Here is a 24,531-nt window from a genome sequence, read left to right as displayed (position 1 = left end):
ATCTATTTAGAAACTCAGTTGATATAGCCGAGCCTGATAGCCTTGGCGATTGCCTGTATACGGTTGACCGAATCAAGCTTGATCGTCGCCGATCCCAGGTAAGCATTGACGGTATGGACCGAGAGGCCGAGATTTTCGGCAATTTCTTCGCTGATCCGCCCGTCGCCCGCCAATTGCAGGCAGGCGATTTCCCGGTCGCTCAACGCCTCGGAGGGCGCTACTTTTCGCTCGCTCAGGGACAGAATGTCCATCATCAGCTTGCAGCTGCGATTATGCATGTCGATCATTACATCACTATCGAGATCCTCAGATCCGTTTAATGCGAAGATGACATAGCCATTGCCGACAGCGCCCAGCCGGACAGGAAAGGCAACACCCGAAAACGGCAGATTGCCAGCAGGCAGGCGCGATACGAAAGCCCCAAACTCACTGCTGATACAGAATGTGGCGTTGTCCTTGGCATTCCACATCAAAGGCAGCAGCAAATCGTCGATATGGCTCAGCAGAAGGTCGCCATAGCAGGACACAAATGCGTCGCTATAGCTGCCGACCATGCCGCTAGCCGCCCAGCTTTCACATTCGCATTGCAACATGCGTTTACGCGGCAGGCCTGAACCCGCAACCCGAAACACCGCGAAGCTGCGGGCGTTGATCGTCTTCTGCATGGCAATCAGCCGAGGAAAAATATCGCCCCGGTTCGCAGCCAGCCGGGCTTTCAGATCTGCCGCCGATCCTGTCCTGCCGCTCGACATGTCTGCATTAAACGCCATGGCTGCCTTTCATACCAACGCTTGAAGATGCGAACGCATCTCCATCTTGAAGTGGTTGTGGATGTCTCAAGACATCAAAGACTCGAGATATCCTGAATTAGAATGCCAACCGTCACCTTGAAGGGCAGTCGGCGTTAGACCAGATTGTTGCGAACCGCGTAGGCAATCGCTTCAGAGCGAGTTTTCGTAGCTGTCTTGCGCATCACACTGGTGATGTAATTATTGATTGTATTGCGGGAAATACCCAGAATCGTGGCTATTTCATCGCTTGTCTTGCCTTCAGCAATCCAAAATAGGCATTCCAATTCACGTTCCGTCAGCTCAAAATCACGATCTGCTTTCTGCGACCGTCCCGTCGACAGGCTAACGCAATAGGCTGCCAACAAACCCACGTCCCGCAACCGGTCCGGCGAGATTACAAATCCGTCCGGAAGAAGCATGACCAGCGCCAGCCGTGTGCGCCCAACATTGAACATGACGGAGCAATATTGACGGCTGGCCCCTAAGGGCAGTTCCAGGTCGTCAGGCAGGAGCACGAATTTTGCTTGCAGCAGACCCAAGCATTTTTCAAGCTCTGTGGCCCGTGAACAGGCAGCCGACAATTCCGTGGCAACCCCACGCGCCAGATCGAACGGCCAGTCGGCCGTCACCACGAAATCCAGCCCATGTTCCTGAATAAGGTCGTATCGCGCCAGGAGATAGTGCGAAGCTCCGGCATAATCCGTCAGGATATGCATTGCCACCCGAAGCTTTCCTGAGGACGCTGCCGAGGAAAGCTGCCTGATCATCGCATCACGCAACCTGGGCCCTTCAGGCCTGTTCGCCGTCTTCTGGCTACGGATCCCTTGATAGCCCCCAGGCTCAAGGAGTTCGACACTCATAAGGCTCCCCTTTCAAGGGACGAAACGGCCACCTCTCTATATGCTTTGCCACGGAAGCCGCCCATTCCGTGGTTAGGCGCGTCATTCGAAACATGCCGAATCACCATGTTGTTATTGTATGTAAATAACTTCTAAACGCTACGGGGATTAGTACAGAAGGTGTGGCTTATCCGCACCATACAAAAAAGCTGCGCCGACTTTCGCCAGCGCAGCTCCCCTATTCGATTGGATTGAAGGATCAGGCTGCGTTCTCGACCGCCCATTTGCGCAGGATCTTGGCAGCGCGCTCTTCCGAGATTTCCACCATACGCGCCAGGCGCCGTTCCGGGCCTTCCTTGACGCGACGGTTGAAGCCGCCATTCGGGTCATTGTCGAGGGCAAGGACATCATCAGCGCTATCGAAGCCGAAATCGGAACCAAAGCCATCCATCAGGCCGCCGCCGGCACCGGCATCAAGACCGGGCGAGAAGTCGGGCAGTTCCAGTCCGGCAATAGCGTCGCTGCCACCCTCAAGCGCCGCAGTTCCACCGCCGCCCATCGAGCGTACCATCGGACGAATGCCCATCCAGACAACAAGGAAAGCAACGGCGAGGAAGGCAAGCGAGTTGATAATACCCGCCATGTTGCGGCTGAGGATTTCCATCACACCGGGTCCGGTTGGAGCCTCGCTCAGCAGCTGATTCTCCAGGAAGTCCATCGCCGTCAGCGTCACCACGTCGCCACGCTTGTCATCGAGCCCAGCAGCCGATTTGACGATCTTCTGCATTTCCGCCAGATAGGCATCGATCTTGGCCTGATCGACCGGCTCGCCGACCATGGTGGCGATACGCTGCTTGTTGACCACCACGGCCACGGAAAGCTTGTCCAGCGTATAGCCGTTCTTGACGGTGGCAATCGTCTTGCTGTTGATTTCGTAGTTGGTCTGCTCTTCCTTCTTGTCCTGCTGGTCGGACGATTCAGGGCCAGCACCGCCCGCTTGCGGAGCTGCCTGCGGAATATTCTGCTCCACAGTCGCTGCGGTATCGGATTGCCGCTGCTGCGACTTCTGCGCTTCCTTGGTGGTGCGGGTCGAGCGTTCGACCTTGGATTCGGGATCGTAGACCGTTTCCTGGATCTGCTGCTGGTCGGTATTCAACTGCGCCGTGACGCTGGAGCGGAAATTGTCCATACCGAGGAAAGGTGCGAGCGCCTTGTCGATGTTCGATTCGATTTCCTGTTGAACCGACTGGGCAACGCCGAGATTCCGGTTTGCAGCCCCACCCGTCTCATCGCCCGATGCCAGCAACTGGCCGGTCGAATCCAGAATGGTGACATCATCGACTTCAAGACCTGGTACAGCCGACGCCACCAGATGGCGAATCGAAGCTGCGGATTTGCGACCAGCATCGGAGCCGGCTCTGATCATCACCGAGGCCGTTGGCTTCTGCGCGCCGCGCCGGAAATTCCCGACATCCGGCATGACGATATGCACGCGGGCTGCCGCAATACCGTTGATCTGCTGGATCGTCCTGGCAATCTCGCCCTCAAGGGCGCGCACCCGGGTCACTTCCTGCATGAAGGATGTCAGACCTAGGGAGCCGACATTATCGAACAGTTCGTAGCCAGCATTGGTGCTATTGGGCAGGCCGCGTTCGGCCAGCAACAAACGGGCTTTGCCGGTCATTCCGGCCTGGACCTGAATGCTCTTGCCATCGGCGCCAGTCTGGAAACCGACGCCCGCTTCAGCCAGCGCAATACTGATTTGATTAACGTCTGTCGCTTCGAGGCCAACGTAAAGGGTCTCAAAGGCAGGCTTATTAATAAAAAACGCCGCACCGATAACCAGCGCCACCGAAACGACGCCAACACCCGCAAGGGTCCATAGTTTAGTCGGTCCCAAGGACGAAAGGTTCTTGAAGACCTGGAGTAGTTGATTGAACAGATTCATTCTGTCTCGCACCGTCAAACATGAGGTTACGGCTTTTGGCCTAGTGTCACCCTAGGACGCGAAGCTTGTGCGAGCGTTTCCTGAAGCCTGCGAAGGAAGCCCGGTGTGCGGAAACGAATGTCCCAAAACGAAGATCGCCCCGGAAAGGAGCGATCTGAACACTTTAGTATTTGTGTATTTATGGAATTACAAAATTCTTTCTCTTTATTTCTACGTATTTGCGGGGGCAAACGGCCTCGCACTTCTGCTGGAAATGCTCTCTCGGGGCTTGCAGAGATCAGAAAAAATCGAAATCGCCGGCAACTTTGCTGAGAGGCTGCGAATGGCCATGACGCAAACCATCGCCCAGTGCCTTCTGCATTTCGGCCAGCTTGACGAGGCTGAGCGCCGTCGTCATGTCCACTTTCCAGTCATCGGAAACATCCGCCGTAATGGTATCGATAAATTCCGCCAACCCGCGCGATTTCTGCACGGCGAGATCGATACCTTGCAAGACTTTCAGCGTCTCGGCTGATTCCAACGCCTTTGAGCCACCCAGTTCCAGTAATTGCGGCTCGACCCGCTCGATCAGATAGGCAACGTCGTGAAGTTCCGTCACAACACGCATCAGAATTTCAGGTAGTGATTCTTCCACGCTCGTGGCCTCCAATACTGACTCAGGCTTCGCAGTTCTGTTCTCCCGGAACCCACCACGGACAAAAGCCGCGCGGCACGCACCATTTATGCTTTTTATTCAGTCCCGCCCTGAGCTTGTGTAAACGAGCGAGGGGTTGTCCATTCCGCTCATCCGAAACCGTAAACAAGGTTCGGATTGTCATTCATTTCATGCCAGCCTTGCTCGAATACATCGTGCCGTCAGCCGCATCACATACCTTGGATTGTCCTTCAAAATCGTTACGCAACTTTGATCAATATGGATTGCCTGTGAAAGAACGGAACCGTTAAAAAAATTCGATTGAGCTTTCCACCGGCTTTTGCACTTTGACCGGTCGCTGTTCCATGGCCACGGTCTTTTGCGTTTCCGCTCCTGTCAGAGGATACTGGCGGGCACGACCGCTGATCGGCCAGAATTCCAGCTTGCGGCCATGCTCGCCGCCCGTGGAAGAGCCAACCACCTTGATGCCTTCATCTTTCAGAAACTGTGCAGCGAAGGCGGCATTCTGTTCGCCAACATTCGAGAACGTCGCAATCGTCTTGGCGCCCCCGAAAATCTTGGCTTCCAGACGATCGCGCCGAGCTCCCTTCTTCAAGAGGCCGTTGATCAGCAACTCCATCAGATGGACGCCATAGCGCGTGGCATCCCCGCCTCCCATGCCGGGATTGGCAGAGCCCGGCAGGAGGAAATGGTTCATGCCTCCGACACCGGCAATGGGATCACGTATGCATGCAGCCACGCAGGAACCCAGGATGGTTGAAAGCACCACATTCGGGTCGCTGACAACCTTGTATTCACCTTGAATAATATGGACCCTGCGAGCCGCAGCTTCGTCACTCATTTTAATGCTCCGAAAACAGCTTCAATGGCCGCCTTCATCTTTTCGATGGTAAACGGCTTGGCGAGGACGTTATTGGCACCCAATTGGGCCGCCTTCTGCACCAGCGCCCTGTCCCCTTGGGCAGTCAGAATGATGAAGGCCGCCTTCTTGGTCGCTGGATTGGCGCGAACAGCCTGGAGAAGGCCGAGACCGTCCATCTTCGGCATATTGAAGTCAGAGATCACCAGATGATGGGGCTGTTGCGCCATGATCTTCATCCCCTGCTCACCGTCACCGGCAGCCGTGATCTGCTTGAAACCCAGCTGAGTCAGCGCATCACTTAAAAGCAAGCGGCTGGTCACCTGGTCGTCCACTATCAGGACCTTAATTTTTTCAGCTATTGACATTATTCATAACCTTCTTTCCGTGCGGCCGTGAGTTTGAGAATTTCTTCGCCGATTGAGCCAAGCGGCAATTGATGCTCGACGGCACCCAGTTCATGGGCAACGCGAGGCATACCATAGACCACACAGGTCTTTTCGTTCTGCCCTATGGTCCGTGCGCCTGCACTTCGCATTTTGAGCAATCCAGACGCTCCATCGCGTCCCATACCTGTCAGTATGACGCCAACAGCATTGCGTCCAGCCAATTCCGCCACCGAATCAAAGAGAACATCGACCGATGGCCGGTGTCCATTGACCGGGGGCGTGTCCAGCAAACGGCAACTGGGAGCGGATGCGTTCACCACTTGCAGATGCCGTTCTCCACCAGGGGCCAGGTAGATCTTACCGATCTGCAATCTGGCACCGTCCGTTGCTTCCTCTACCACCGGAGCGCAGAGCCGGTTCAGCCGCTCAGCAAAACTCTTGGTAAATGTCGGCGGCATATGTTGGGTAATCACCGTCGGCGGGCAATTAGGTGGAAACTTCTGCAACACGGCAATCAGCGCTTCGACACCCCCTGTCGAGGAACCGATCGCCACGATTTTGCGACCCACCCGAAAATCGGCCGCAGGCGTGGCAACAGGCGCTGCCTGCATGATCTGCCGGCGCTGGGAGCGGGCCGCAGCCTTGACCTTCTCGGCAAGATCGCCGAACGGACGAGCCTCACCCGGCATCGGCTTGCCGACACAGTCGAATGCGCCAATTTCCAAGGCAGCCAGCGTCGCTTCAGCTCCGCGATGGGTCATGGTCGAAACCATGATCACCGGCATCGGCCGCAGCCGCATGATCTTTTCGAGAAATTCCAAACCATTCATGTTTGGCATTTCAATATCGAGCGTCACCACATCCGGGTTCAGCTGCTTGATGGCGGCACGTGCCTCCATGGCATCCTTGGCCTGGCCAATGACGCTGACTTCCGGATCGGAATTGAGAACGGCGGTGATCAGTCCCCGCATGGTTGGGCTGTCATCGACGACAAGAACGCGAGCGGCTGATATCATGCTTTGCGCCCTCCGGTCTTGCCGGTATATTTGTAAGTGGTGATACCGATATTATCGAACAGGTTCTTCGGATCGCCAGATACCCGCTCGGAGTGGCCGATATAAAGATGACCACCTTCCGGCAGAAGCCCGGCAAACCGCGACCAAATCTTCACCTGGGTGGGCTCATCGAAATAGATCACCACATTGCGGCAGAAGATCACGTCGAACGGTCCTTTGATCGGCCATTGCGCCATCAGATTCAGCTCGTTGAAGGTGATCAGCTTCTTGACCCGATCATCGACCTGGAATTTCCGGCGTCCACCGACATCGACATCGCGGAACCATTGCTTGCGCATGGCTGGGCTCACGGTTTCCAGCGCCGTTTCGTCATAGGCTCCGGCCCGGGCCAGCGCCAGGATCTTCGGATCGATATCCGTTGCCAATATCCTGAAATCGTAATCGGCAGCATTCGGCATCAAGGACAGGACCGTCAGGGCGATGGAATAGGGCTCCTGCCCATCGGAACAGGCGGCAGACCAGATCCGCACGCGACCACCGGCCTTGGCGCGGTTGATCAACCCCGGCAGAACCTCGGTGCGCAAATGATCGAAGTGATGGTTCTCACGAAAGAACCGGGTGAAATTCGTTGTCAGATGCGACAACATTTCACGTCGCGCCCCGGCCCCCTCCTGGGACGACACGAGCGCGCAATACTCCCGAAAGCCACGCAATCCAAGATTGCGAATATGCTTCGACAGTCTCGAATAGACAAGGGAAGCCTTGGAATCGTTCAACGCAATCCCGGCATCGGCATAGATCATCGCAGCAATTTCGTTGAGATCGCGACGGGTCAACGGGTATTCGCCACTGGCCATGATCTCGTCGTCCGATTGCCGGCTATGCGCAGAAAAGGTCGATGTCATGCCGCTTCGCTTTCAGTTTCAGAGAAAAGGCCCGCCAGCTCAATCAAACAGATCATCCGTTTGTCAATGGCGAGGATGCCTCTTGCGTATTGACGCTCGAGATCAGACGAGACCTCAGGTGTCGGTTGGATTGTCTCATCTGTCACGCTCAGTACGTCGGACACGGCATCCACCAGCAGGCCGACGACCTTGGTCCTGGTCTGGACCACGATAATCACATGCCGGACTGTCGGTTCTGTCCGCTTCAGCCCGAGCCGAATCGCCAGATCGACGATCGGCAAGACGGCTCCGCGCAGGTTGATCACGCCCATCACGTAATGAGGAGACTGCGGCAACGGCGTTGCGGGGGTCCATCCACGGATTTCCCGCACCTGCATGATGTTGACGCAAAACTCCTGATCACCGATACGAAACGCGATCAACTCGCGATTTCCCTGAACCAGACTTTTGACCGCATTCGACATAGAACTATCCTGCGACGGCTAACGACATTTCCTGCTTGAGAGACTGACCGCGCGAGGCAGCGACGACAGCATCCACATCCAGGATCAGAGCCACGCGGCCATCGCCCAGAATGGTTGCCGCGGCGATGCCGGGCACATGCGTATAGTTAGCCTCGAGGCTCTTGATGACCACCTGGCGCTGACCCTGGATGGCATCAACCATCAAGGCGCGCTGACCGCCACCTTCCGATTCAACCAGCAGAGCAACACCATCGATCGGGTTGGCCTGGACTGACCGGAAATTCAGGATCCGACCGACATCCACCAATGGGCAGAAGCTGTTGCGGATCGAAATCAGCCGCTGGTTGGCCCCGAAGGAATGGATGTTCTGCGCTTCCGGCTGCAAGGTTTCAACGATAGCCGTCAACGGAACGACAAGCGTCTGACCGGCAACCGTGACCACCATGCCATCCAGAACCGCCAGTGTCAGCGGCAAGCTCATGGTAAAAGTCGAGCCCTGACCGGGGCGCGAGCTGATGGAGATGCGCCCGCCCAAGGCCTGAATGGACCGCTTGACCACGTCCATGCCAACGCCACGGCCGGAAATGTCGGAAATTTTGTCCGCCGTCGAAAAGCCCGGCATGAAGATCAGATTGTCGATTTCCTCATCGGACAGATTGGCGTCGGCAGCGATGATATCGTTGTCGATTGCCTTCTGGCGGACCCGCTCGCGGTTGATACCGGCGCCATCATCGACCAGTTCGATCACAATACGGCCAGACCGGTGCTTTGCCGTCAGCTTGACCGTGCCTTCCGGGTTCTTGCCGGCGGCACTACGCTTTTCGGGGGTTTCGATACCATGGTCAACGGCATTTCGGATCATGTGGGTCAGCGGTTCGGCCAGCTTATCGATGACCGTCTTGTCCACCTCGGTGTTCTCACCTTCGGTGACCAGACGGATCGATTTGCCAACCATATCAGCGACTTCTCGCACGATACGCGACATGCGCTGGAACACCGGCTTGACCGGCTGAGCACGGATCGCCATGACCGAATCCTGGATCTCGCGGGTGAGCTGTTGCAGCTCTTCGAGGCCCATATTGATCGACGATGTGCCGTTGGTGTCATTTTCGATGACGCTCTGCGACAGCATGGCCTGGTTGATGACAAGCTCGCCCACCAGGTTGATCAGGCGATCGACGCGATCGAGATCGACGCGGATCGTTTGCCCGGCAGCAGAAGCTGCGGACTGGTTTTGCGCAGCGGCAGCGGCAGCGGCGGCAGCAGCGGCTGGAGATTCTCTCTTCTCCCTGACGGCACTGACCACTTTGGTTGCCGTATCGGCGGCTTCCACGGCCTCTGCGATCAAGTCGACGGCGCTATCGTCAACCTCTTCAACGCCGCTATCGTCGTCCAGCGCGGACAGATCGAACGGCACCGGTACCATCGGCAGCTCATCGCTCCCTTCAGCAACAGTCGCTTCCTGTTCCTTGATTTCCAGTTCGCAATCCCATTCGGCAAACTCGAAAACAGTCCGAACGCCTTCTTCGCCTTTTTCGCTCTTCACCAGGATTTTCCAGGAGAAGTAGGCCTCCTCTGGATCCATGGATTCCAGCGTCGGAACGGCGCTTACGTTGCAGTTCAGGCTGACTTCGCCGATGCGCGACAGATCACGCAGCAAAAGCGTGGCGTCATTGCCCTTGGCGTAGAGATCCCGGCGCGGCTTGAAGGTCACTTCAAGCGGAGGAGACACAATGGGAGGCTCTTCGTCGGCAAAATCGTCAAAGGAGAATGGAACGGGTGCAAAACCGCTGTCATCCGTGGCTGCTGGCGCCGGTGCAGGCTTGGCAGCCGCCTTTGGAGCAGGCGCTGCCGGTGTGGTGGATGACGAAGGCACTTCACCCTTGGCAAGCGCTTCCAATTCCTTGACAAGGCCGCTTGAACGAGACGGATCGACGCTGCCGCCGTCACGAGAAGCATTGGTCAGGTCGGCGAGCACGTCGGCCGACTTGAGCATGACCTTCATGACTTCAATGCCCGGTTCCAGCTTATTGGATCGAACGCAATCAAGGGTCGTCTCAAAAACGTGAGCGAAGGCAACGAGATCGTCGAGACCGAACGCGCCTGCGCCTCCTTTGATGGAATGAACAGCTCGGAAAACAGCATTCACCGTCTCCGGGTCACGATCCCCATCGTTCATTTTCAGAAGACCGGATTCCAGTTCCGCGAGCTGTTCCTCGCATTCCTGGAAAAAGATCTCTTTGATTTCGTTCATATCCATCGAAGTCAGACCCCGTTAGGCGGTTACACGTTCAATCGCATCGATCAGTTTCGTCGGATCGAATGGCTTGACGATCCAGCCGGTAGCGCCAGCCTGGCGCGCACGGTTCTTCTTCTCAGCATCGCTTTCGGTCGTCAGAACGAGGATCGGAACGGCACGGTATTTTTCATTGCGGCGTACGCCCTCGATAAAACCAAAACCGTCAAGGCGCGGCATGTTGATATCGGTGACGATCACGTCGGGATTGCACTCTTCAAGCACTTCAAGACCTTCGACGCCGTCTTCGGCCTGGATGGTCTCGAAACCCGCATTGTTGAGGGTCACGAGAAGCATGTTGCGGATGGTTCTAGAGTCATCCACGGTTAATACTTTTTTCTTCATTGCCGGATCTCCGCGATCAGTTGATCGTTGTTCAAGCCCAAGAGCTGTATGGTTTTGGTGAAAGCGTCTGACGCCTGCTTTATCGAGAAGGTTTTCTGGTCTTCTTCCCAGGTTTTCGCGCCCGAGACGAGCACCTGGGCGCAAAGCGCTCCCATTCGCTCGACACCGGATGCGTCGATTTCAATTGCTCCTCCCCGCATGGACAGAAGCTTGTCCTTGAGCTGAGACGCTTCATTCAAGTCGAGCACCGATGCCAGTTTAAGCTGCGCCGATGCGCCTTTCTTGCTCGCCATAGACTGTTTCCCTACTGTTTCTAACGACCGCCCCATAAGGGTATGAGAGCTCAAAACCTAAGCGCTTCTCCGGCACGAAAAGCTGTTTTCATCCCGAACCTTCCTCCGTTGTATAAGAGGTAGGTAAATAAACCGCTCACATCGAAAGGCCTCCTGCCCGAATCGGCACTAAAAAATCGTGCCCCCCGAAGTCCTCGGAAAAAGCCGCCATCGGCAGCTCTGCTGGTTGTGCTGATGGCACCGGATAACCGTTCGACGGATTGGTCTGGTTGCCCCGATAGGGCGTGCGTTCAAGGGTGAATTGCCGCACGGTCTTGCCAAGCTCGACGATCACCGTATGCAGATCGGCACTGTCATCCGCTGCCTGGCGTGACAACTGTGCGCTTGCACGCGATGTTTCGCCCTGGGCTTCGAGCACGCACGCGACGCTATCCAGGGCTGCGGCCTGCTTAGCCGTTTCTCCAGCCATCACCGAGACCGACCGATTGATATCGACGACCTGCGTCACGATGCTGGAAATCGCATCCTGGGTCCGATTGACCATCTCCACCCCGGCCTCGACCTGATGCTTGGTGGCCGCAACCAAGGCCTTGATTTCCCGCGCACTGTCGGCGGATCGCTGGGCCAAAGCCCGCACTTCCTGGGCAACGACGGCAAAGCCACGACCGGAATCACCGGCGCGAGCCGCCTCGATGCCGGCGTTCAAAGCCAGAAGGTTGGTCTGGAAGGCAATTTCATCGATGGAGCCGATAATATGGCCAATCTGCTCAGCGGAAGTTTCGATATCCGCCATGGCGGCGATGGCCTTACCAACCACCTCGCCGCTCGCTTCGACCGCCTTGACGGTCATCTCGACAGCCTGCTCGGTGAGTTTCGACTGCGCCGCGTTATGGCTGACTGTTTCGGTTACCTGCCGCAGGCTGGCACTTGCCGCATCAAGGCCTGCTGCGGCCTCATCGGCCCGCACTCCTAGCGCGGATCCTTGCTCGCCAAGGGCAGCGCTGACGTCCTCCGCCGTGCGGCGGCTAGCGTCCATCACGGAAACCGCAGCGCAAATACTCTCCATTGCGCCATTGAAACTCGACACGAGATCCAGATATTCCTCGGGGACATCACTGTTCAGCCGGCTGGACAGATCGCCCTGCGACAGCGCCGTGAATGCGCCTTGGAACAGATCCGTGACGCTGGCGCGCTCCTTGCGGCGTAGATCAGCCATGTCGCGATGATGCTTGAGGCGCAATTCGTTGAAGCGCAGGGAAACGGCAATCTCCACATCCACCATGACCAGGCGAATGAGCGCGCTGACCAGCGCCTGCAATTCGGCTGCCCGCTTGCGCGAGGACGGCATGAAGCCGCGATTGGCAAGATCGGCGAAGACGGAACTGACCAGGCCCTCCAGAACAACGGCATGGCCGGCAATTTGCCAACGGGGATCAAGCCCCATCCGGCTCTGGCTATCAGCCAGCACTTTGACACGCTCGGCATAGAGCGCATCGAAACGTGCATCGGTCATCACGTCCCAATGGGAAACATAGAGATCATGGAGGCGGTCAATCTGCCGCTCGCCGGTAAACTGACGGGCCGCATCGGGTGCCGTCTGCAGCTTGCGAAAAAACGCGCGCAGACCCGTTTCCACCTCAGGTTCCAGCCCGACCCGGTGGCGGCGCAAAAGACTGCAAGCATCCTGGTCCAGGCCGGCAAAATTCAGCCGGTCCCGCAAGCTGCCAGCCTGCGATCCACCTGTCCGTTCTGCCTCAGCGTGCTGAACCAATTGCCAATCCCCGCGGGGTCGGCCCTGTCGAACCAGGAACTGACCGCCATCACCTGTTAAATCGTCCGCATGGATGCGCTATACGCCGCATGACCTGGAGAACCGCTCTGTACTGGAGATACCGGATCGGAACCGGTACGGTGGGACTGGCATCATGCCGAGTGGGACGCGCAACGCGCCCATTCCTCCGTGTCCTACAATCTTTATGGTTAATTCGTTGATTGGAGGTTAATGTTTATTATCTGCTCAACTTTACTGCCAAATTCTTAAAATTTGAATCGATTTGTGAAGGCGTAAACGTGAAATCCAGTTTGGAGCAAGGTTAAGTTGTGTTAATGTGGCACCAAGCGGCATGACGGTCGAAAAGGTGAGCAATGATTGTTCTAGGAATAGGGGCTGCGCTGATTGCAGCAAGCACGATAATTGTCGTATCGCTGAATGAGCGAGGCAAGTTGGCGGTCGCGACAAAGCCGACATTCTGACTTACCATGCGTTTAACCCACGCATGAAGAGCAGTCTTACCTATTAAAACTGCTGGTTTTTGTCGTTTCCACTCGAAAATTTCCCAGATGCCTGGTCCATATCCTTTTAAGGATTGGTCGAATGCCTGTGCCATAGCAAATCATCTGAAGCGTTCAAGGGGGGCCTTCTATGGTCCATCAGGGAGCGCCATCGGCTTGAAGCTTGCCGCCCTGCCCATTCCCCTGTAGACGCATGGGGAACAGGTGCAATTGCCGGATATATCTATGAATACCGCCACGTCCCAGCCCCGCCGCCTCACCATTCTGGGGTCAACCGGCTCTATCGGAACCAACACGCTTGACGTGATCAGACAAATGGGCGGACGCGATCGCTTCGACATCATGGCTCTGACAGGGCACGGCAATGTCGCTCTTCTGGCGGAGCAGGCATTGGTGACAGGCGCAAGGCTGGCGGTTACCTCGGATGAAAATCAATATATTGCCTTGAAAGATCTGTTGTCGGGCAGCGGTATCGACGTTGCAGCTGGCAGCAGCGGGCTACAGGAAGCGGCATGCCTTGAGGCCGACTGGGTGATGGCCGCCATTGTCGGAACCGCCGGTTTGCAGCCAACCTTGACTGCGGCTGCACGCGGCGCCGATATCGCGCTCGCCAATAAGGAATGCCTCGTTTCGGCTGGCGAATTGTTCATCGAGACGGTGCGCAAGGGCGGCGGCAAAATTATCCCCGTCGATAGTGAGCATTCGGCAATTTTCCAATGCCTGGACGAAAATCACCGTGACACGCTGGAGCGGATCGTGCTGACGGCTTCTGGGGGGCCGTTTCGTACCTTCACCCGCCAACAGATGGCCGATGTCAGTGTTCAAACCGCCCGCGCCCATCCGAATTGGTCCATGGGACTGAAGGTGTCGATTGGCAGCGCCTCGATGTTCAACAAGGCGCTGGAGATGATCGAGGCCAAGCACCTGTTCGATCTGACACCCGACCAGATCGAGGTTATCGTCCATCCTCAGTCGATCGTCCATTCGATGGTGGGCTATAGTGACGGCTCCGTGCTGGCCCAGCTTGGCGTACCGGATATGCGCACCGCCATCGGTTATGCGCTGAGCTATCCGAAACGCGCGGCGCTGGATGTGGACCGCTTGGATTTTACCAAGCTGGCGCGGCTGGATTTCGAAGCGCCGGACCTGGACCGTTTTCCGGCCATCCGTCTCGCCCGTACAGCGCTTGAGCGCGGCGGCTTGCAGGGCGCGGTGCTGAACGCCGCCGAAGAATGTGCCTTTGAGGCTTTTGTCGAGGAAAAGATCTGTTTTCTTGCCATGGCCGATGTGGTCGAGGATGTCATGGACCATCTATCGGGCTTGGCACCGGCGACCGTGATTGCCGATGTCTTTGCCGCCGATGCGCAGGCACGACGCCGAGCCCAGGAGGTCATCGTGAACCAAGGCCGCACGCGATAATCCAGAATGCTGCAACACTTTAAATCTGCAGTATAGTTTTTCTTGAGCCGATTCCGGCTTCAGGAATTATCCAGTCGCGCATACCGCAGCACGCAAGCGCTCGACATACGCACCGTCACAGCCTTCCAATGCCGTATTGCTCAAGCTGACCACGGTCAAACCGGCCTCGGGAACGATGAACCACGTATTGCCATAGACACCACCCCATTGCACCGCGCCCGGCGGCAGGGCCGTTGCCGCTGCGGCGGAATTGGTGATGACAGCACCGATAAAGCTGAAGCGCTTGCCGGGAAGTCCCATGGGGAGATCGCCGATCTGGTTGGAGAGACACATTTGCGCCAGCTCAGGTGACATCAGTGCACCACCGCCAGTACGAATGGTTTCGAGCAGCGTCAGCACATCCAGCGCAGTGCCTGCCATCCCCCCGCCTCCGGACTGAAAGGCACGTGGATTGAAAATCCGCGAGGGGGAAAACGCCGGTCCTTCGCCCGATACACCGGTTGACCGCCATTGGTCTTCCATGCGCTCGGCCCGCGTCTCGCCGTCCCGGTAGGGTAAGGCCAATCGGGACATATCCGTAACATGGAACCGCGCATCCGTCAGCCGCAAGGGCGCACAGACATGCTCGACCACCGAAGCCTCCAGAATGCATCTGTTCTCGATGGAGCCGAAAAATCGTTCGAACGGAACGCTTCCAGGGAGCGGAGGAGCGCTTGTCGCTTCCGTGGTCTCTTTCTGCTCCGATAGGCTGTTTTCGCCATGCACCTTGGCAACCACTGCGCCCAGCAGATCCGTCGAGATAGAATAGCCCCAACGCTCGCCAGGGGCAAAAGCCAGCGGAATGGCATTATGGCGGCTGAAATTCTCCTCAAGCGTCAAATCCGTATCGAGAAGACCGAGATTGATCGCCCGCTCACGCGGCAGCCTTTGCAGCGCCGGATCATAGGTCAGACCCGATGTATGGGTGAGCAGATGACGCACCGTGATGGCGGCAAACGTGCCGGCGGGCGTCTTTGGACGGAACCAGGGAAGATAATCGGCCACCAGATCGTCAAGACCCAGCAATCCCTTGTCGATCAGAGTAAGCGCCGTGGCCGCGACAAATGGTTTTGTGACCGATGCGAAGCGAAAAATCGTATCGAGCCGCACCGGAATACGCGCTTCCCGATCCGCATAGCCAATGGCCCGCCGCAGCAGGGGCTGTCCGTGCCTGAACACCATGACCACCGCCCCAACGAGAGCCTCCCTTGACACAGCCTCTTCCAGCACGCGGTTGACCCGCTCGACAATCGACATCCTATCCCTCCCCTAGAGTTTGTCAGGGAAAACCGGATTCCACTTTTCCCTGGCAAACCCTAAAACAAAATGCGGGCCATGTGACCATGACCCGCACAACCTGCGCAAGAGTGAAATGGAAAAATCAGGCGACAGCCCGCGCCAGCGCACATCTCGACCAGAGCTGATGCAGGGCTCCGACCAGATGATCGACATCGGCATCGCTATGCAACGGCGTGGGCGTGATGCGCAGGCGCTCGGTTTTTTTCGGCACCGTGGGGTAATTGATCGGCTGCACATAAATATTGAAATTGTCGAGCAGGATATCGGAGATCCACTTGCATTTAGCAGCATCGCCAACCAGGACCGGCACGATATGGCTGGGATTGGGCATATGAGGAATGCCGCGCGCATCCAGAAGCGACCGCAGCCGACGCACCCGTTCCTGATGAGCGAAGCGCTCAATCTGGCTGGATTTCAGATGCCGGATCGAGGCAACCGCACCGGCAGCCAGCGACGGTGGCAAAGCCGTAGTGAAAATAAAACCTGACGCAAATGAACGGATGAAATCGCATAAGGCGGTTGAAGCTGTGATATAGCCGCCCATCACCCCAAATGCCTTGCCAAGCGTGCCTTCGATGATCGTCAGTCGGTCCATGATGCCTTCACGCTCGGCAACACCGCCGCCGCGCGGCCCATACATGCCAACCGCATGAACTTCGTCCAGATAGGTCATGGCGCCGTAGCGATCGGCCAGATCGCAGATTTTCCTGATCGGCGCGATATCGCCATCCATCGAATAGACGCTCTCGAAAGCGATCAGCTTCGGCGCCCTGGGATCGGCCGCCTTCAGCTTGGCTTCCAGGTCCTTGACGTCGTTATGCTTCCAGATGACCCGTTCGCATTTCGCATAGCGGATGCCCTCAATCATCGAGGCATGGTTCAGGGCATCGGAAAAAATAATCAGGCCGGGGATCTTCTGCCCCAGCGTACCGAGCGTCGCCCAGTTGGAAATATAGCCTGACGTGAAGATCAGCGCCTGTTCCTTGCCATGCAAGTCGGCCAGTTCCTGCTCCAGCAGAACATGATAGTGATTGGTGCCGGAAATATTGCGGGTGCCTCCAGCACCCGCGCCACAGTGATCGATAGCGTTTTTCATCGCCTCGACGACCTGTTCGTTCTGGCCCATGCCCAGGTAGTCGTTCGAACACCAGACGGTCACGTCATGCTGACCGTTTTCCGTGTAGCGGGTAGCCCGTGGAAAATTGCCGCGCTGGCGCTCAAGATCGGCAAAAACCCGGTAACGGCCTTCTTCGTGCAGGCCATCCAGTTCGCTCTTGAAAAACGCTTCAAAATCCATTGCGCCTGCTCCAATCTTCCTGGATCTCTTTTGAGATCGTTCGGGGCAGCGGTCAACCCCTTAAAGTGATTCTAAACTGCGACAAAAGGCACCGGCGCTGATGCGGGGTCCGATAACCACCGCCACCATCGCTGCCCGACGATCGATCTCTCCCATCGCCGCAGGCCGCACGCTCATTCAGTAGCCGATACGGATCCAAACAGACTTGATCTGTGTCAAGCTTGACGGCGCGCACAGCAAGAGTGAACCTGAACACAGCAGACATTTATTATAGAATAAACTAAAACAAAATAACTTTAATAGGGGTTACCAACCATCCTCCTCGGCTATGCGCCAAATTGCAAATTAATGGCATTCACAACCAGAATATGTGCGACTATCTTCAGTGTTCATTGCCATAAGTCGCGTATCGCGAAAAAAATCGTCCATGCTGACAATCTCTTTGAGAGACACCTTAAAAAACAGAGCGTTTGCGGTGGACATTCGCCGCTCTCGCTATATGTTTTTGCAATGTTGGGATTCCAGCAATGGACAACAATCGGCAGGAAATGCGTCAAAAGACGACAAATAATGCTGCATAACAAAATATCAGCGCAGGGGCGGACGCGCCGGCAGACCCAAATCTGGCCAGGATGAAGTACGATCGGCGAGACCTGGGTATCCGGATAAATCCAATACGGAGATGGACATGAAAAAGGCAATTATACTCATTCTGGCAGGCTTGGCCGTCGCCGGTTGCACGGAAACCGAAAAGGGCGCCGGCATTGGCGCCGCATCGGGTGCCATCATCGGCGGCGTCGCCACTGGCAATGTCCGCGGTGCGGCGGTTGGTGCTGCCGTGGGCGGCGTAGCAGGCGCCATCATCGGACGCGTCAACGAACAGCCGGGCCAGTGCTACTATCGTGACCGCTACGGTCGTCGCTACGTTGACAACTGCCCACGCGGCTACTGATATCCAGCCACCGCCGGATCCAGCCGTTCTCGGCCCGATCCGGCGGTGGCCATACATTACCGGAAGAGTTCACCGAGGAACTGTTTCGGCTATAATCGCAAATGGGAATAGCGATTTCGGAGCAAGGGGTGTGGATGGTTTTGCTCTGGCCAGATTGAGGACTTCAGACACTGTTTATACCGAGTAGGGTGACATTGCCGAATGTCAGTAGAGCGTTTCGGAAGTCAGGCACCGCTCTGGCATGTGTCGTCGTGGGTGCGGCTTTGTCGTTTCCAGTTGATGCCTATGCCTTCAAGATTTTCGGGATAACACTGTGGGGCCGCGATGAAGGCAAAACGGATGTCGTCGATCCCGTTCGTTATTCTGTCGATTTCCAGTCGAAAGAAGCGTCCGGCAATCGCGATGAGAAAGATGCGTCCGGCGACCTGAAAGACGCGCTGGAAAAAAGCTCACAGCTGATACAGGAGAAGGACAAGCCGGTCTCCGGCGATCTTGGCGTGGTCATCAAGGCCCGCGAGGACAGGGAGCGGCTCCTGGCGACACTTTACGAACACTCCTATTATGGCGGCGTCATTACCATGACGGTCAATGGCACGCCCCTGGATAGCCTGCCCCCCAATCCCGAATTCCCCCACACGAAACCCGTGCCGGTTAAAATAGAGGTCGAACCCGGCCCGCTGTTTACCCTCGGCAAGGTGACGCTGACCGGCGATGCCGCAAAACTTGACCCAACGGCCTATGATCTTGTGGCGGGCAAGCCCGCCGGTTCCCTGGCGATTATCAAGGCCGCTAACAAGATGGCCGATGATCTGAAGGCGCAAAGCCGCCCTCTCGCCCGCATTTCCGACCGGCAGGTGGTCGCGGACCATCAAAGTAACCGGGTGGATGTGACCATTGGTGTGTCCGCCGGGCCAGTCGCGCCCCTGGGTCCGGTTGCAGTCTCCGGCACCAAGGCCATCGATCCTGGTTTCGTGCAGAAATACTCGAGGCTCAATGCCGGTCAGCCCTATTCGCCGGAAGATCTGCGCAAGGCATCCGACCGCTTGCGCAAGCTTAACGTCTTCTCCAGCGTGACCGTCACCCAAGCCGATAAACTCAACCCACAGGGCGCCATTCCGCTCAATATCACCGTTTCGGAAGGCAAATTCCGCTATTTCGGGGCCGGGGCAACCTATGACACCATAGACGGTGCGGGATTGCAGGGCTATTGGGGCCACCGCAACCTGTTTGGCCAGGCAGAATCTCTGCGGATCGAAGGCACGGTCAGCGGCATCGGCGAGAAAACCGATGCAACGGATTTCGATTATTCCGCTGGGATCACCTTTACCAAGCCAGGTTTTCTGCTGCCGTCAGGCACACTGGAAGCCTCGATCAAGGCCGCAACACTCAGCACCGATTCCTATGATGCTGACACCATCACCGGCAAACTCGGCTATTCCTATGAGTTGACTGACTATGACACGGTCTCGGCGGCCACCGCGCTGGAATATGCCCGGATCGATGATGCCTTTGGCCGAAACGATTACCTGACCTTTTCCGTGCCTCTCGATTATGTGCGCGATACCCGCGACAACAAGATGAACCCGACCACCGGCTACCGCGCCACGCTCAGCGCTGCGCCAAGCTATGAATTCCTCGGTAGCACTGTGTTCTCCAATTTCGAAGGGTCGATTTCCGGCTATTACGGACTTGGCATGGAAGACCGGGTGGTGCTGGCGGGCAAATTGGCGGTAGGGACCTTGTTTGGCACCGGCGGCCTTGCCGATATTCCGGCGACGCGACGGTTCTTCGCTGGCGGCGGTGGCTCAGTGCGCGGCTATGGCTATCAAAGCATTTCGCCCAGAAACAGCGCGGATGACGCCACCGGCGGGCTTTCCTACATGACCGCCTCGCTGGAAACACGGATCGGCATTACCGACACGATCGGCTTGGTGCCATTCTTTGATGTGGGCACCGTGTCCAGCGGGCATGTGCCTGATTTCTCCGATATCAAGGCAGGCGCGGGAATCGGCCTGCGCTATGCGACGCCGTTCGGCCCGATCCGTCTGGATGTGGCCGTACCGCTCAATCCCTATCCCGACGGCGACAAATACGGCATATATGTCGGTATTGGACAAAGTTTCTGACGCAGAAGCAGCCGTTCGGGACAGAAGAAGGTCGGAACAGACAGTGAGCGCACTCAAAACCCTATTCTCAGGCCTTGGCCGCATTCTCGCCTATGGTTTGCTGGTGCTGGCCGCGATGCTGGTCGTGGCACTGACACTGGTCGGCACAACGCAATTCGGCAGCCGGTTCATCGGCGATTTCGTCGCCTCGCTGGTGTCGAAGCCAAACCGGATCATCGCCCTGGACGGGATCAGCGGCTTGCTGGACGGACATTTGCGGGTAAACACAATTACTGTTTCCGACGCGAACGGTCCTTATGGCCGAATTCAGGATCTCTCCATCGACTGGTCGCCGCTGGCACTGATGTCACGCCGTTTCGAGGCCTCGCAGATAAAGGCCGCCTCCGTGACCCTGGCCCGCAAGCCCTTGCCGACCGTGGAGACCACAACAGAAACCTCCAGCAGCAACGGTTTCAACCTGCCGGTGGATGTCAGGGTCGAGCGGGTGTCTGTACCGGAAATCCGGCTGGAACAACCGCTGCTCGGCACCGCAGCCCGGTTGACTTTGAACGGCAATGTCGAGGCTGAACGAGGCAGTGAGGCAAACCCGCAAGCCATCACCTCGCAGCTGACGGTGAGCCGTGCAGATCTGCCGCAGGCAAATCTGTCGGCCCAACTCGCCTACGCGCCGCAGCAGAACCGGCTGGACGTCGATGCTATCTTGCAGGAGCCAAAGGGCGGACTCATCGCCAACCTGCTGCAATTGCCAGATGATCCGGCGCTTGCGATCACGGTCAAGGGCGGCGGTCCGATCAACGACTGGAAAGGCTCGCTGGCGGCAACGCTCGACGGCACACCGCGTTTGGACATCACCGCAACCCATAGACTGGCCGCAGACGGTCGCCATGTGACCATCAATGGCGACGGTTCCTTCGACAGCCTGATGCCCGCCAATCTCCGCGACCTTTTTGCCGGCAAGACCATGATCGACATTGCCGCCCGTCTTTCCGATGACGGTGCCTTGAGCGTGGAAAAAGGTAGCGTCGAGACCGGCAGCCTGTCGCTTGCCGCCAGCGGCACCTATACGCCGAAAGGCGAAAATTCCCTTCACGCTACACTGACCGGCAAGAATGGCCCTGCCGCGATCCGCTGGCCGCTGGACGATGGCACCCTCGCCGCCCAAGTCTCCGGCATGACATTCAGCCTGACCGGGGCAGCCGAAGCGGCAAAACTTGAAACTACCGCGGCGCTGGAGAGCCTGACACTGCCGCAGGGCACGTTTGGCGATATCGCCCTTAAAGCAAGCGCGCCCGCTTTCAACCTGGCCACCCGTTCCGGCAGCATCGATACCATGCTGACCGTGCAGCAGGCGCAACTGACGGACCCGACGTTGGCGCGCGCCGTAAAAGCACCCCTTACCCTCAAGGCACCGATTACGGTCAGCCCTCAGCAGATTGCCGCCCAACCGCTCACCATCGAAAGCCCGGCGCTTGGCGGCAGCGTGACGGCTGCCTATACCATCGCCAGCAAGGCCGTGGAGGCACAATATACACTTTTTGCGCGGCCTGAAGCGCTTCCACAAGCCGTGACGGACAAGCTGCTGGGAACGCCTGGTGGCACCGAGCAAACCAATATGGTGAAGCTTTCCGGCGAGGCACGCTATTCCGCAACCGATGGAATTGTCATTCCCGGGTTTGCGCTGGAAACACGGCTGCTGAACGCTTCGGGCAAACTGTCTTTTGCAAGGCAGCAACTCGCCACCACCCTCTCGGGGATGATCACCGATCTCAGCATCTTGCAGGCCAATGCATCGGGCAAGGCCGCGTTCGAGCTTGAGGCCAATGGTCCCCTCAATGCCTTGCAGACCAATGGCACGTTCACCATCGAGGCCGCAAAGCTTGCTGGCCGCGCCCTCACTGGCTTTTCCATGGTGGCGAAAGCCGACCTGACACGCGGCGCCCCCTCCGCGACACTGACCGCGCAAGGCGCGCTGGATGGCAAGCCAGTGCGCTCCAATCTCAACCTCACCTCCAAAGACGGCGTCATCGGCCTGCCGGATCTGAGCTTGACGGTGGGTGACAACCGCTTGAACGGCGCCTTGACCTTTTCCCGTGCGCTGCTTCCCAGCGGTTCTGTCGATTTTGACTTTCCCGATCTCGGCCTGCTGGCAGCCCTTGGCGGACAGACAGCATCGGGCGATCTGAAAGGCTCCATCAGACTGGACGAGGCCAATGGCAAGATTGCTGCCCGGATCAAGGCCGAGGGCACCGCCATTCGCCAGGGTACGACAACAATCGCGCAGCCGTCGGTCGATGTCACCACCAACGACCTCCAATCGCTGGCCTTGCAGGGCATGGTCAAGGCGGACCGGATCTCCGCCGGCTCTGCCCTTGTGGAACAGTTGGCGCTTCAATTCGACCGGAGAGGAACCCGCACCGATATCGACCTTTCAGGACGATATGGCAATGCACCTTTGACCGGGAAAGCACTGGTGCAGCAGGATGGCAATAGCATCGGCATTGCCCTTCAGGATTTTGCCGTCAGCCCACGCGGCATCGCCGTAACGCTCGCCCGGCCCACTGATATCACCGTGGAAAATGGCACGGCGACAATCGACACGCTGACCATCAAGGCCGGCAGCGGCACAATCACGGTCGCTGGCAAGGCAGGCGCGGCTCTGGATATGACAGCGCAGATCAACGCGCTCCCCGCCTCGCTTGCCAATACATTTTCGGCCAATCTGGGCGCGACCGGCACACTATCCGGCAAGATCACCGCCACCGGCAGCACATCCGCGCCGAAGATCGCTTATGACCTGCGCCTCGACGATGCCAGCGTCGCGCAGATGCAGTCCGCTGGCCTGCCACCTCTGGCGATTACAGCGTCCGGCACCTTTGCCGAAAACCGCCTGTCTGTGGACAGCCGCGTGACCGGTGGCGGCGGCCTGAATGTTACGGGCGGCGGCTCGCTGACGCTAGCAGGCGACAAGCCCATCAATATGGCATTCAAGGCCAATCTGCCGCTCAGCGCCTTGCAGGGCCTGTTGACCAAGCAAGGATTGACGGCGGAAGGCAATGCCAATGGCGATATTCGCATTGGCGGCACCCTGTCCTCCCCGGCTTTATCCGGCACCATCAGCACGGCCAAGGCCCGGCTGATTGATGTGAAACACAATATCGCTCTTGAGCAATTGGCCGTGGACATTGCCTTGACCGGCGATCAGGCCCGGTTAAACTCCGCAACCGGCAGGATTTCCGCCGGAGGCAGGGTGTCGGCGACCGGCACGATCGACCTGAAAGGTCAGGGATTACCCAGCGACCTGACAATCAAGCTCGAGAACGCCATCTACATCGATGGTACCTTGGTTACCGCGACCGTCAACGGCAGCATGGGGTTGAAAGGCCCCTTGATGGATGGACCGACCCTGTCCGGCAAGCTGACACTGGACAAGACCTCGATCACCATTCCGTCCCGGCTGCCGGGATCGATTGCCCAGCTCGACATCAAGCACAAGAACGCTCCGGCCGACGTGCGCCGCCAAACGGCAATTCTCAATCCAGAGAAAACGGGGGATGGCAGTAGCTCCCCGATTCTGCTCGATCTGCAAATCGCGGCTCCCTCGCAAATCTTCGTGCGCGGACGCGGAATCGACGCCGAACTGAACGGCACCGTGACCATCAAGGGCAGTATCGCAGCACCGCAAGTCTCGGGTGGCTTCACCATGCGTCGGGGCCGGATGGTCATTCTCACCAAGCGGCTGGATTTCAGCTCAGGCAAAATTACCTTTAGCGGTGGCCTTATCCCAGTCGTTGACTTCGAGGCTACCAGCACATCAGGCAGCACGACGCTGACAGCCAAGGTATCCGGCGTGGCGACCGACCCGGATATCAGCTTTTCATCCGCCCCCGCCCTGCCGCAGGACGAGGTTCTGGCCCAGCTTATTTTCGGCCAGTCAATGGCGAAACTGTCGCCGCTGCAAATTGCTCAATTGGCGGATGCCGTCGGTCAGTTGGGCGGTGGCAATTCGACATCGTTGTTCAACAGTCTTCGCAGCGCCGTTGGCGTCGATGATCTCGACATCAGCACCGATTCCAAGGGCAATACCCAGTTCAGCGCCGGAAAATATCTGAACGACAAAACCTATCTCGAATTCCAGCAGGGCAGCACCGGCAGCAAGGCCGTGATCAACCTGGATGTCGGCCGTGGCTTCAAGCTGAAAGGCGAAGCTGGCGCCAGTGGATCGAGCGGCGGCGGTGTGTTCTATGAGAAAGAATACTAGAGTTTGTTAGACACTCAACGTCTGCGACAGGTGTCAAGGCGCGATCCAC

Annotated in this window: 20 protein-coding genes; 4 read left to right on the top strand and 16 right to left on the bottom strand. The window is 57.5% G+C overall.

Translation table 11 applies throughout. The features are described 5' to 3' along the window. Window positions 1–14: 14 nt before the first annotated feature. The 14 genes from visR to H1Y61_RS03075 all read right to left on the bottom strand — a co-directional run bounded on the left by visR (window position 15) and on the right by H1Y61_RS03075 (window position 13,187). The gene (gene visR / locus H1Y61_RS03140) at window positions 15–770 is read right to left on the bottom strand and encodes a transcriptional regulator VisR (protein WP_174111960.1); all 756 of its coding nucleotides are present in this window, start codon (window positions 768–770) and stop codon (window positions 15–17) included. Between the two features lie 134 nt (window positions 771–904). Beyond that, entirely contained in the window at window positions 905–1,558 is a 654-nt protein-coding gene (visN, locus tag H1Y61_RS03135; protein ID WP_234617693.1) for a transcriptional regulator VisN, read from the bottom strand. A 331-nt stretch (window positions 1,559–1,889) separates the two neighbouring features. Beyond that, window positions 1,890–3,578, bottom strand: coding sequence for a flagellar basal-body MS-ring/collar protein FliF (gene fliF / locus H1Y61_RS03130; RefSeq protein WP_180573687.1), 1,689 nt, complete (start codon window positions 3,576–3,578; stop codon window positions 1,890–1,892). Window positions 3,579–3,855: 277 nt separating this feature from the next. Then, window positions 3,856–4,185, bottom strand: coding sequence for a chemotaxis protein CheT (cheT, locus tag H1Y61_RS03125; protein ID WP_174112157.1), 330 nt, complete (start codon window positions 4,183–4,185; stop codon window positions 3,856–3,858). Between the two features lie 334 nt (window positions 4,186–4,519). Then, window positions 4,520–5,074: a chemoreceptor glutamine deamidase CheD gene (cheD, locus tag H1Y61_RS03120; RefSeq protein WP_015917355.1), complete on the bottom strand. Its 555-nt coding sequence runs from the start codon at window positions 5,072–5,074 to the stop codon at window positions 4,520–4,522. Continuing rightward, window positions 5,071–5,460, bottom strand: coding sequence for a response regulator (locus H1Y61_RS03115; RefSeq protein WP_015917356.1), 390 nt, complete (start codon window positions 5,458–5,460; stop codon window positions 5,071–5,073). The genes cheD and H1Y61_RS03115 overlap by 4 nt, the downstream gene beginning before the upstream one ends. Next, window positions 5,460–6,497, bottom strand: coding sequence for a protein-glutamate O-methylesterase CheB (gene cheB, locus H1Y61_RS03110; RefSeq protein WP_015917357.1), 1,038 nt, complete (start codon window positions 6,495–6,497; stop codon window positions 5,460–5,462). The genes H1Y61_RS03115 and cheB overlap by 1 nt, the downstream gene beginning before the upstream one ends. Then, window positions 6,494–7,402 (bottom strand): protein-glutamate O-methyltransferase CheR, encoded by a 909-nt coding sequence (gene cheR / locus H1Y61_RS03105; RefSeq protein WP_015917358.1) that lies wholly within the window; start codon window positions 7,400–7,402, stop codon window positions 6,494–6,496. Before cheR ends, cheB begins: the two co-directional genes overlap by 4 nt. Next, window positions 7,399–7,866, bottom strand: coding sequence for a chemotaxis protein CheW (locus H1Y61_RS03100; RefSeq protein ID WP_174111962.1), 468 nt, complete (start codon window positions 7,864–7,866; stop codon window positions 7,399–7,401). The genes cheR and H1Y61_RS03100 overlap by 4 nt, the downstream gene beginning before the upstream one ends. Before the next feature lie 4 nt (window positions 7,867–7,870). After that, on the bottom strand, window positions 7,871–10,126 hold the full coding sequence (locus H1Y61_RS03095) for a chemotaxis protein CheA (RefSeq protein WP_180573686.1): 2,256 nt from the start codon (window positions 10,124–10,126) through the stop codon (window positions 7,871–7,873). A 15-nt stretch (window positions 10,127–10,141) separates the two neighbouring features. After that, window positions 10,142–10,507, bottom strand: a complete 366-nt coding sequence (gene cheY1 / locus H1Y61_RS03090; RefSeq protein ID WP_006726298.1) for a chemotaxis response regulator CheY1 — start codon at window positions 10,505–10,507, stop codon at window positions 10,142–10,144. After that, the gene (locus H1Y61_RS03085; RefSeq protein WP_174111964.1) at window positions 10,504–10,800 is read right to left on the bottom strand and encodes an STAS domain-containing protein; all 297 of its coding nucleotides are present in this window, start codon (window positions 10,798–10,800) and stop codon (window positions 10,504–10,506) included. The genes cheY1 and H1Y61_RS03085 overlap by 4 nt, the downstream gene beginning before the upstream one ends. Before the next feature lie 136 nt (window positions 10,801–10,936). After that, the gene (locus H1Y61_RS03080; RefSeq protein ID WP_409363967.1) at window positions 10,937–12,520 is read right to left on the bottom strand and encodes a globin-coupled sensor protein; all 1,584 of its coding nucleotides are present in this window, start codon (window positions 12,518–12,520) and stop codon (window positions 10,937–10,939) included. 373 nt (window positions 12,521–12,893) lie between these two features. Beyond that, on the bottom strand, window positions 12,894–13,187 hold the full coding sequence (locus H1Y61_RS03075; protein WP_180573685.1) for a hypothetical protein: 294 nt from the start codon (window positions 13,185–13,187) through the stop codon (window positions 12,894–12,896). Window positions 13,188–13,317: 130 nt separating this feature from the next. On the opposite strand from H1Y61_RS03075, the gene dxr reads away from it, so the two are divergent. Beyond that, window positions 13,318–14,511, top strand: a complete 1,194-nt coding sequence (dxr, locus tag H1Y61_RS03070; protein WP_180573684.1) for a 1-deoxy-D-xylulose-5-phosphate reductoisomerase — start codon at window positions 13,318–13,320, stop codon at window positions 14,509–14,511. Between the two features lie 66 nt (window positions 14,512–14,577). Here dxr and H1Y61_RS03065 read toward each other — a convergent pair whose 3' ends face one another. Further along, the gene (locus H1Y61_RS03065) at window positions 14,578–15,807 is read right to left on the bottom strand and encodes a serine hydrolase domain-containing protein (protein ID WP_180573683.1); all 1,230 of its coding nucleotides are present in this window, start codon (window positions 15,805–15,807) and stop codon (window positions 14,578–14,580) included. Window positions 15,808–15,931: 124 nt separating this feature from the next. Then, the gene (gene hemA, locus H1Y61_RS03060) at window positions 15,932–17,146 is read right to left on the bottom strand and encodes a 5-aminolevulinate synthase (RefSeq protein WP_180573682.1); all 1,215 of its coding nucleotides are present in this window, start codon (window positions 17,144–17,146) and stop codon (window positions 15,932–15,934) included. 688 nt (window positions 17,147–17,834) lie between these two features. Between hemA and H1Y61_RS03055 the strand changes: the two genes are divergently transcribed. The 3 genes from H1Y61_RS03055 (at window position 17,835) to H1Y61_RS03045 (ending at window position 24,482) form a co-directional block, all read left to right on the top strand. Continuing rightward, entirely contained in the window at window positions 17,835–18,098 is a 264-nt protein-coding gene (locus H1Y61_RS03055; protein ID WP_015917366.1) for a glycine zipper domain-containing protein, read from the top strand. A 176-nt stretch (window positions 18,099–18,274) separates the two neighbouring features. Then, on the top strand, window positions 18,275–20,224 hold the full coding sequence (locus tag H1Y61_RS03050) for an autotransporter assembly complex protein TamA (protein ID WP_457915826.1): 1,950 nt from the start codon (window positions 18,275–18,277) through the stop codon (window positions 20,222–20,224). Between the two features lie 43 nt (window positions 20,225–20,267). Continuing rightward, complete coding sequence (locus H1Y61_RS03045; RefSeq protein WP_180573680.1) at window positions 20,268–24,482, top strand: translocation/assembly module TamB domain-containing protein; 4,215 nt, start codon at window positions 20,268–20,270, stop codon at window positions 24,480–24,482. Window positions 24,483–24,531: the final 49 nt, after the last annotated feature.

The organism is Agrobacterium vitis, from assembly GCF_013426735.1.
GTDB classification, from domain to species: domain Bacteria; phylum Pseudomonadota; class Alphaproteobacteria; order Rhizobiales; family Rhizobiaceae; genus Allorhizobium; species Allorhizobium vitis_D.
This window is presented reverse-complemented; position numbering and strand designations above follow the sequence as displayed.

Bases quoted from the DNA above. Each gene is read 5' to 3' on its own strand.
- H1Y61_RS03115 (WP_015917356.1), bottom strand. From the start codon at position 5,460: ATGTCAATAGCTGAAAAAATTAAGGTCCTGATAGTGGACGACCAGGTG.
- cheB (WP_015917357.1), bottom strand. From the start codon at position 6,497: ATGATATCAGCCGCTCGCGTTCTTGTCGTCGATGACAGCCCAACCATG.
- hemA (WP_180573682.1), bottom strand. From the start codon at position 17,146: ATGGATTTTGAAGCGTTTTTCAAGAGCGAACTGGATGGCCTGCACGAA.
- cheY1 (WP_006726298.1), bottom strand. From the start codon at position 10,507: ATGAAGAAAAAAGTATTAACCGTGGATGACTCTAGAACCATCCGCAAC.
- H1Y61_RS03100 (WP_174111962.1), bottom strand. From the start codon at position 7,866: ATGTCGAATGCGGTCAAAAGTCTGGTTCAGGGAAATCGCGAGTTGATC.
- H1Y61_RS03085 (WP_174111964.1), bottom strand. From the start codon at position 10,800: ATGGCGAGCAAGAAAGGCGCATCGGCGCAGCTTAAACTGGCATCGGTG.
- cheR (WP_015917358.1), bottom strand. From the start codon at position 7,402: ATGACATCGACCTTTTCTGCGCATAGCCGGCAATCGGACGACGAGATC.
- H1Y61_RS03055 (WP_015917366.1), top strand. From the start codon at position 17,835: ATGAAAAAGGCAATTATACTCATTCTGGCAGGCTTGGCCGTCGCCGGT.
- H1Y61_RS03065 (WP_180573683.1), bottom strand. From the start codon at position 15,807: ATGTCGATTGTCGAGCGGGTCAACCGCGTGCTGGAAGAGGCTGTGTCA.
- cheT (WP_174112157.1), bottom strand. From the start codon at position 4,185: ATGCGTGTTGTGACGGAACTTCACGACGTTGCCTATCTGATCGAGCGG.
- H1Y61_RS03075 (WP_180573685.1), bottom strand. From the start codon at position 13,187: ATGGCACAGGCATTCGACCAATCCTTAAAAGGATATGGACCAGGCATC.
- H1Y61_RS03095 (WP_180573686.1), bottom strand. From the start codon at position 10,126: ATGGATATGAACGAAATCAAAGAGATCTTTTTCCAGGAATGCGAGGAA.
- cheD (WP_015917355.1), bottom strand. From the start codon at position 5,074: ATGAGTGACGAAGCTGCGGCTCGCAGGGTCCATATTATTCAAGGTGAA.
- dxr (WP_180573684.1), top strand. From the start codon at position 13,318: ATGAATACCGCCACGTCCCAGCCCCGCCGCCTCACCATTCTGGGGTCA.
- visN (WP_234617693.1), bottom strand. From the start codon at position 1,558: ATGATCAGGCAGCTTTCCTCGGCAGCGTCCTCAGGAAAGCTTCGGGTG.
- visR (WP_174111960.1), bottom strand. From the start codon at position 770: ATGGCGTTTAATGCAGACATGTCGAGCGGCAGGACAGGATCGGCGGCA.
- fliF (WP_180573687.1), bottom strand. From the start codon at position 3,578: ATGAATCTGTTCAATCAACTACTCCAGGTCTTCAAGAACCTTTCGTCC.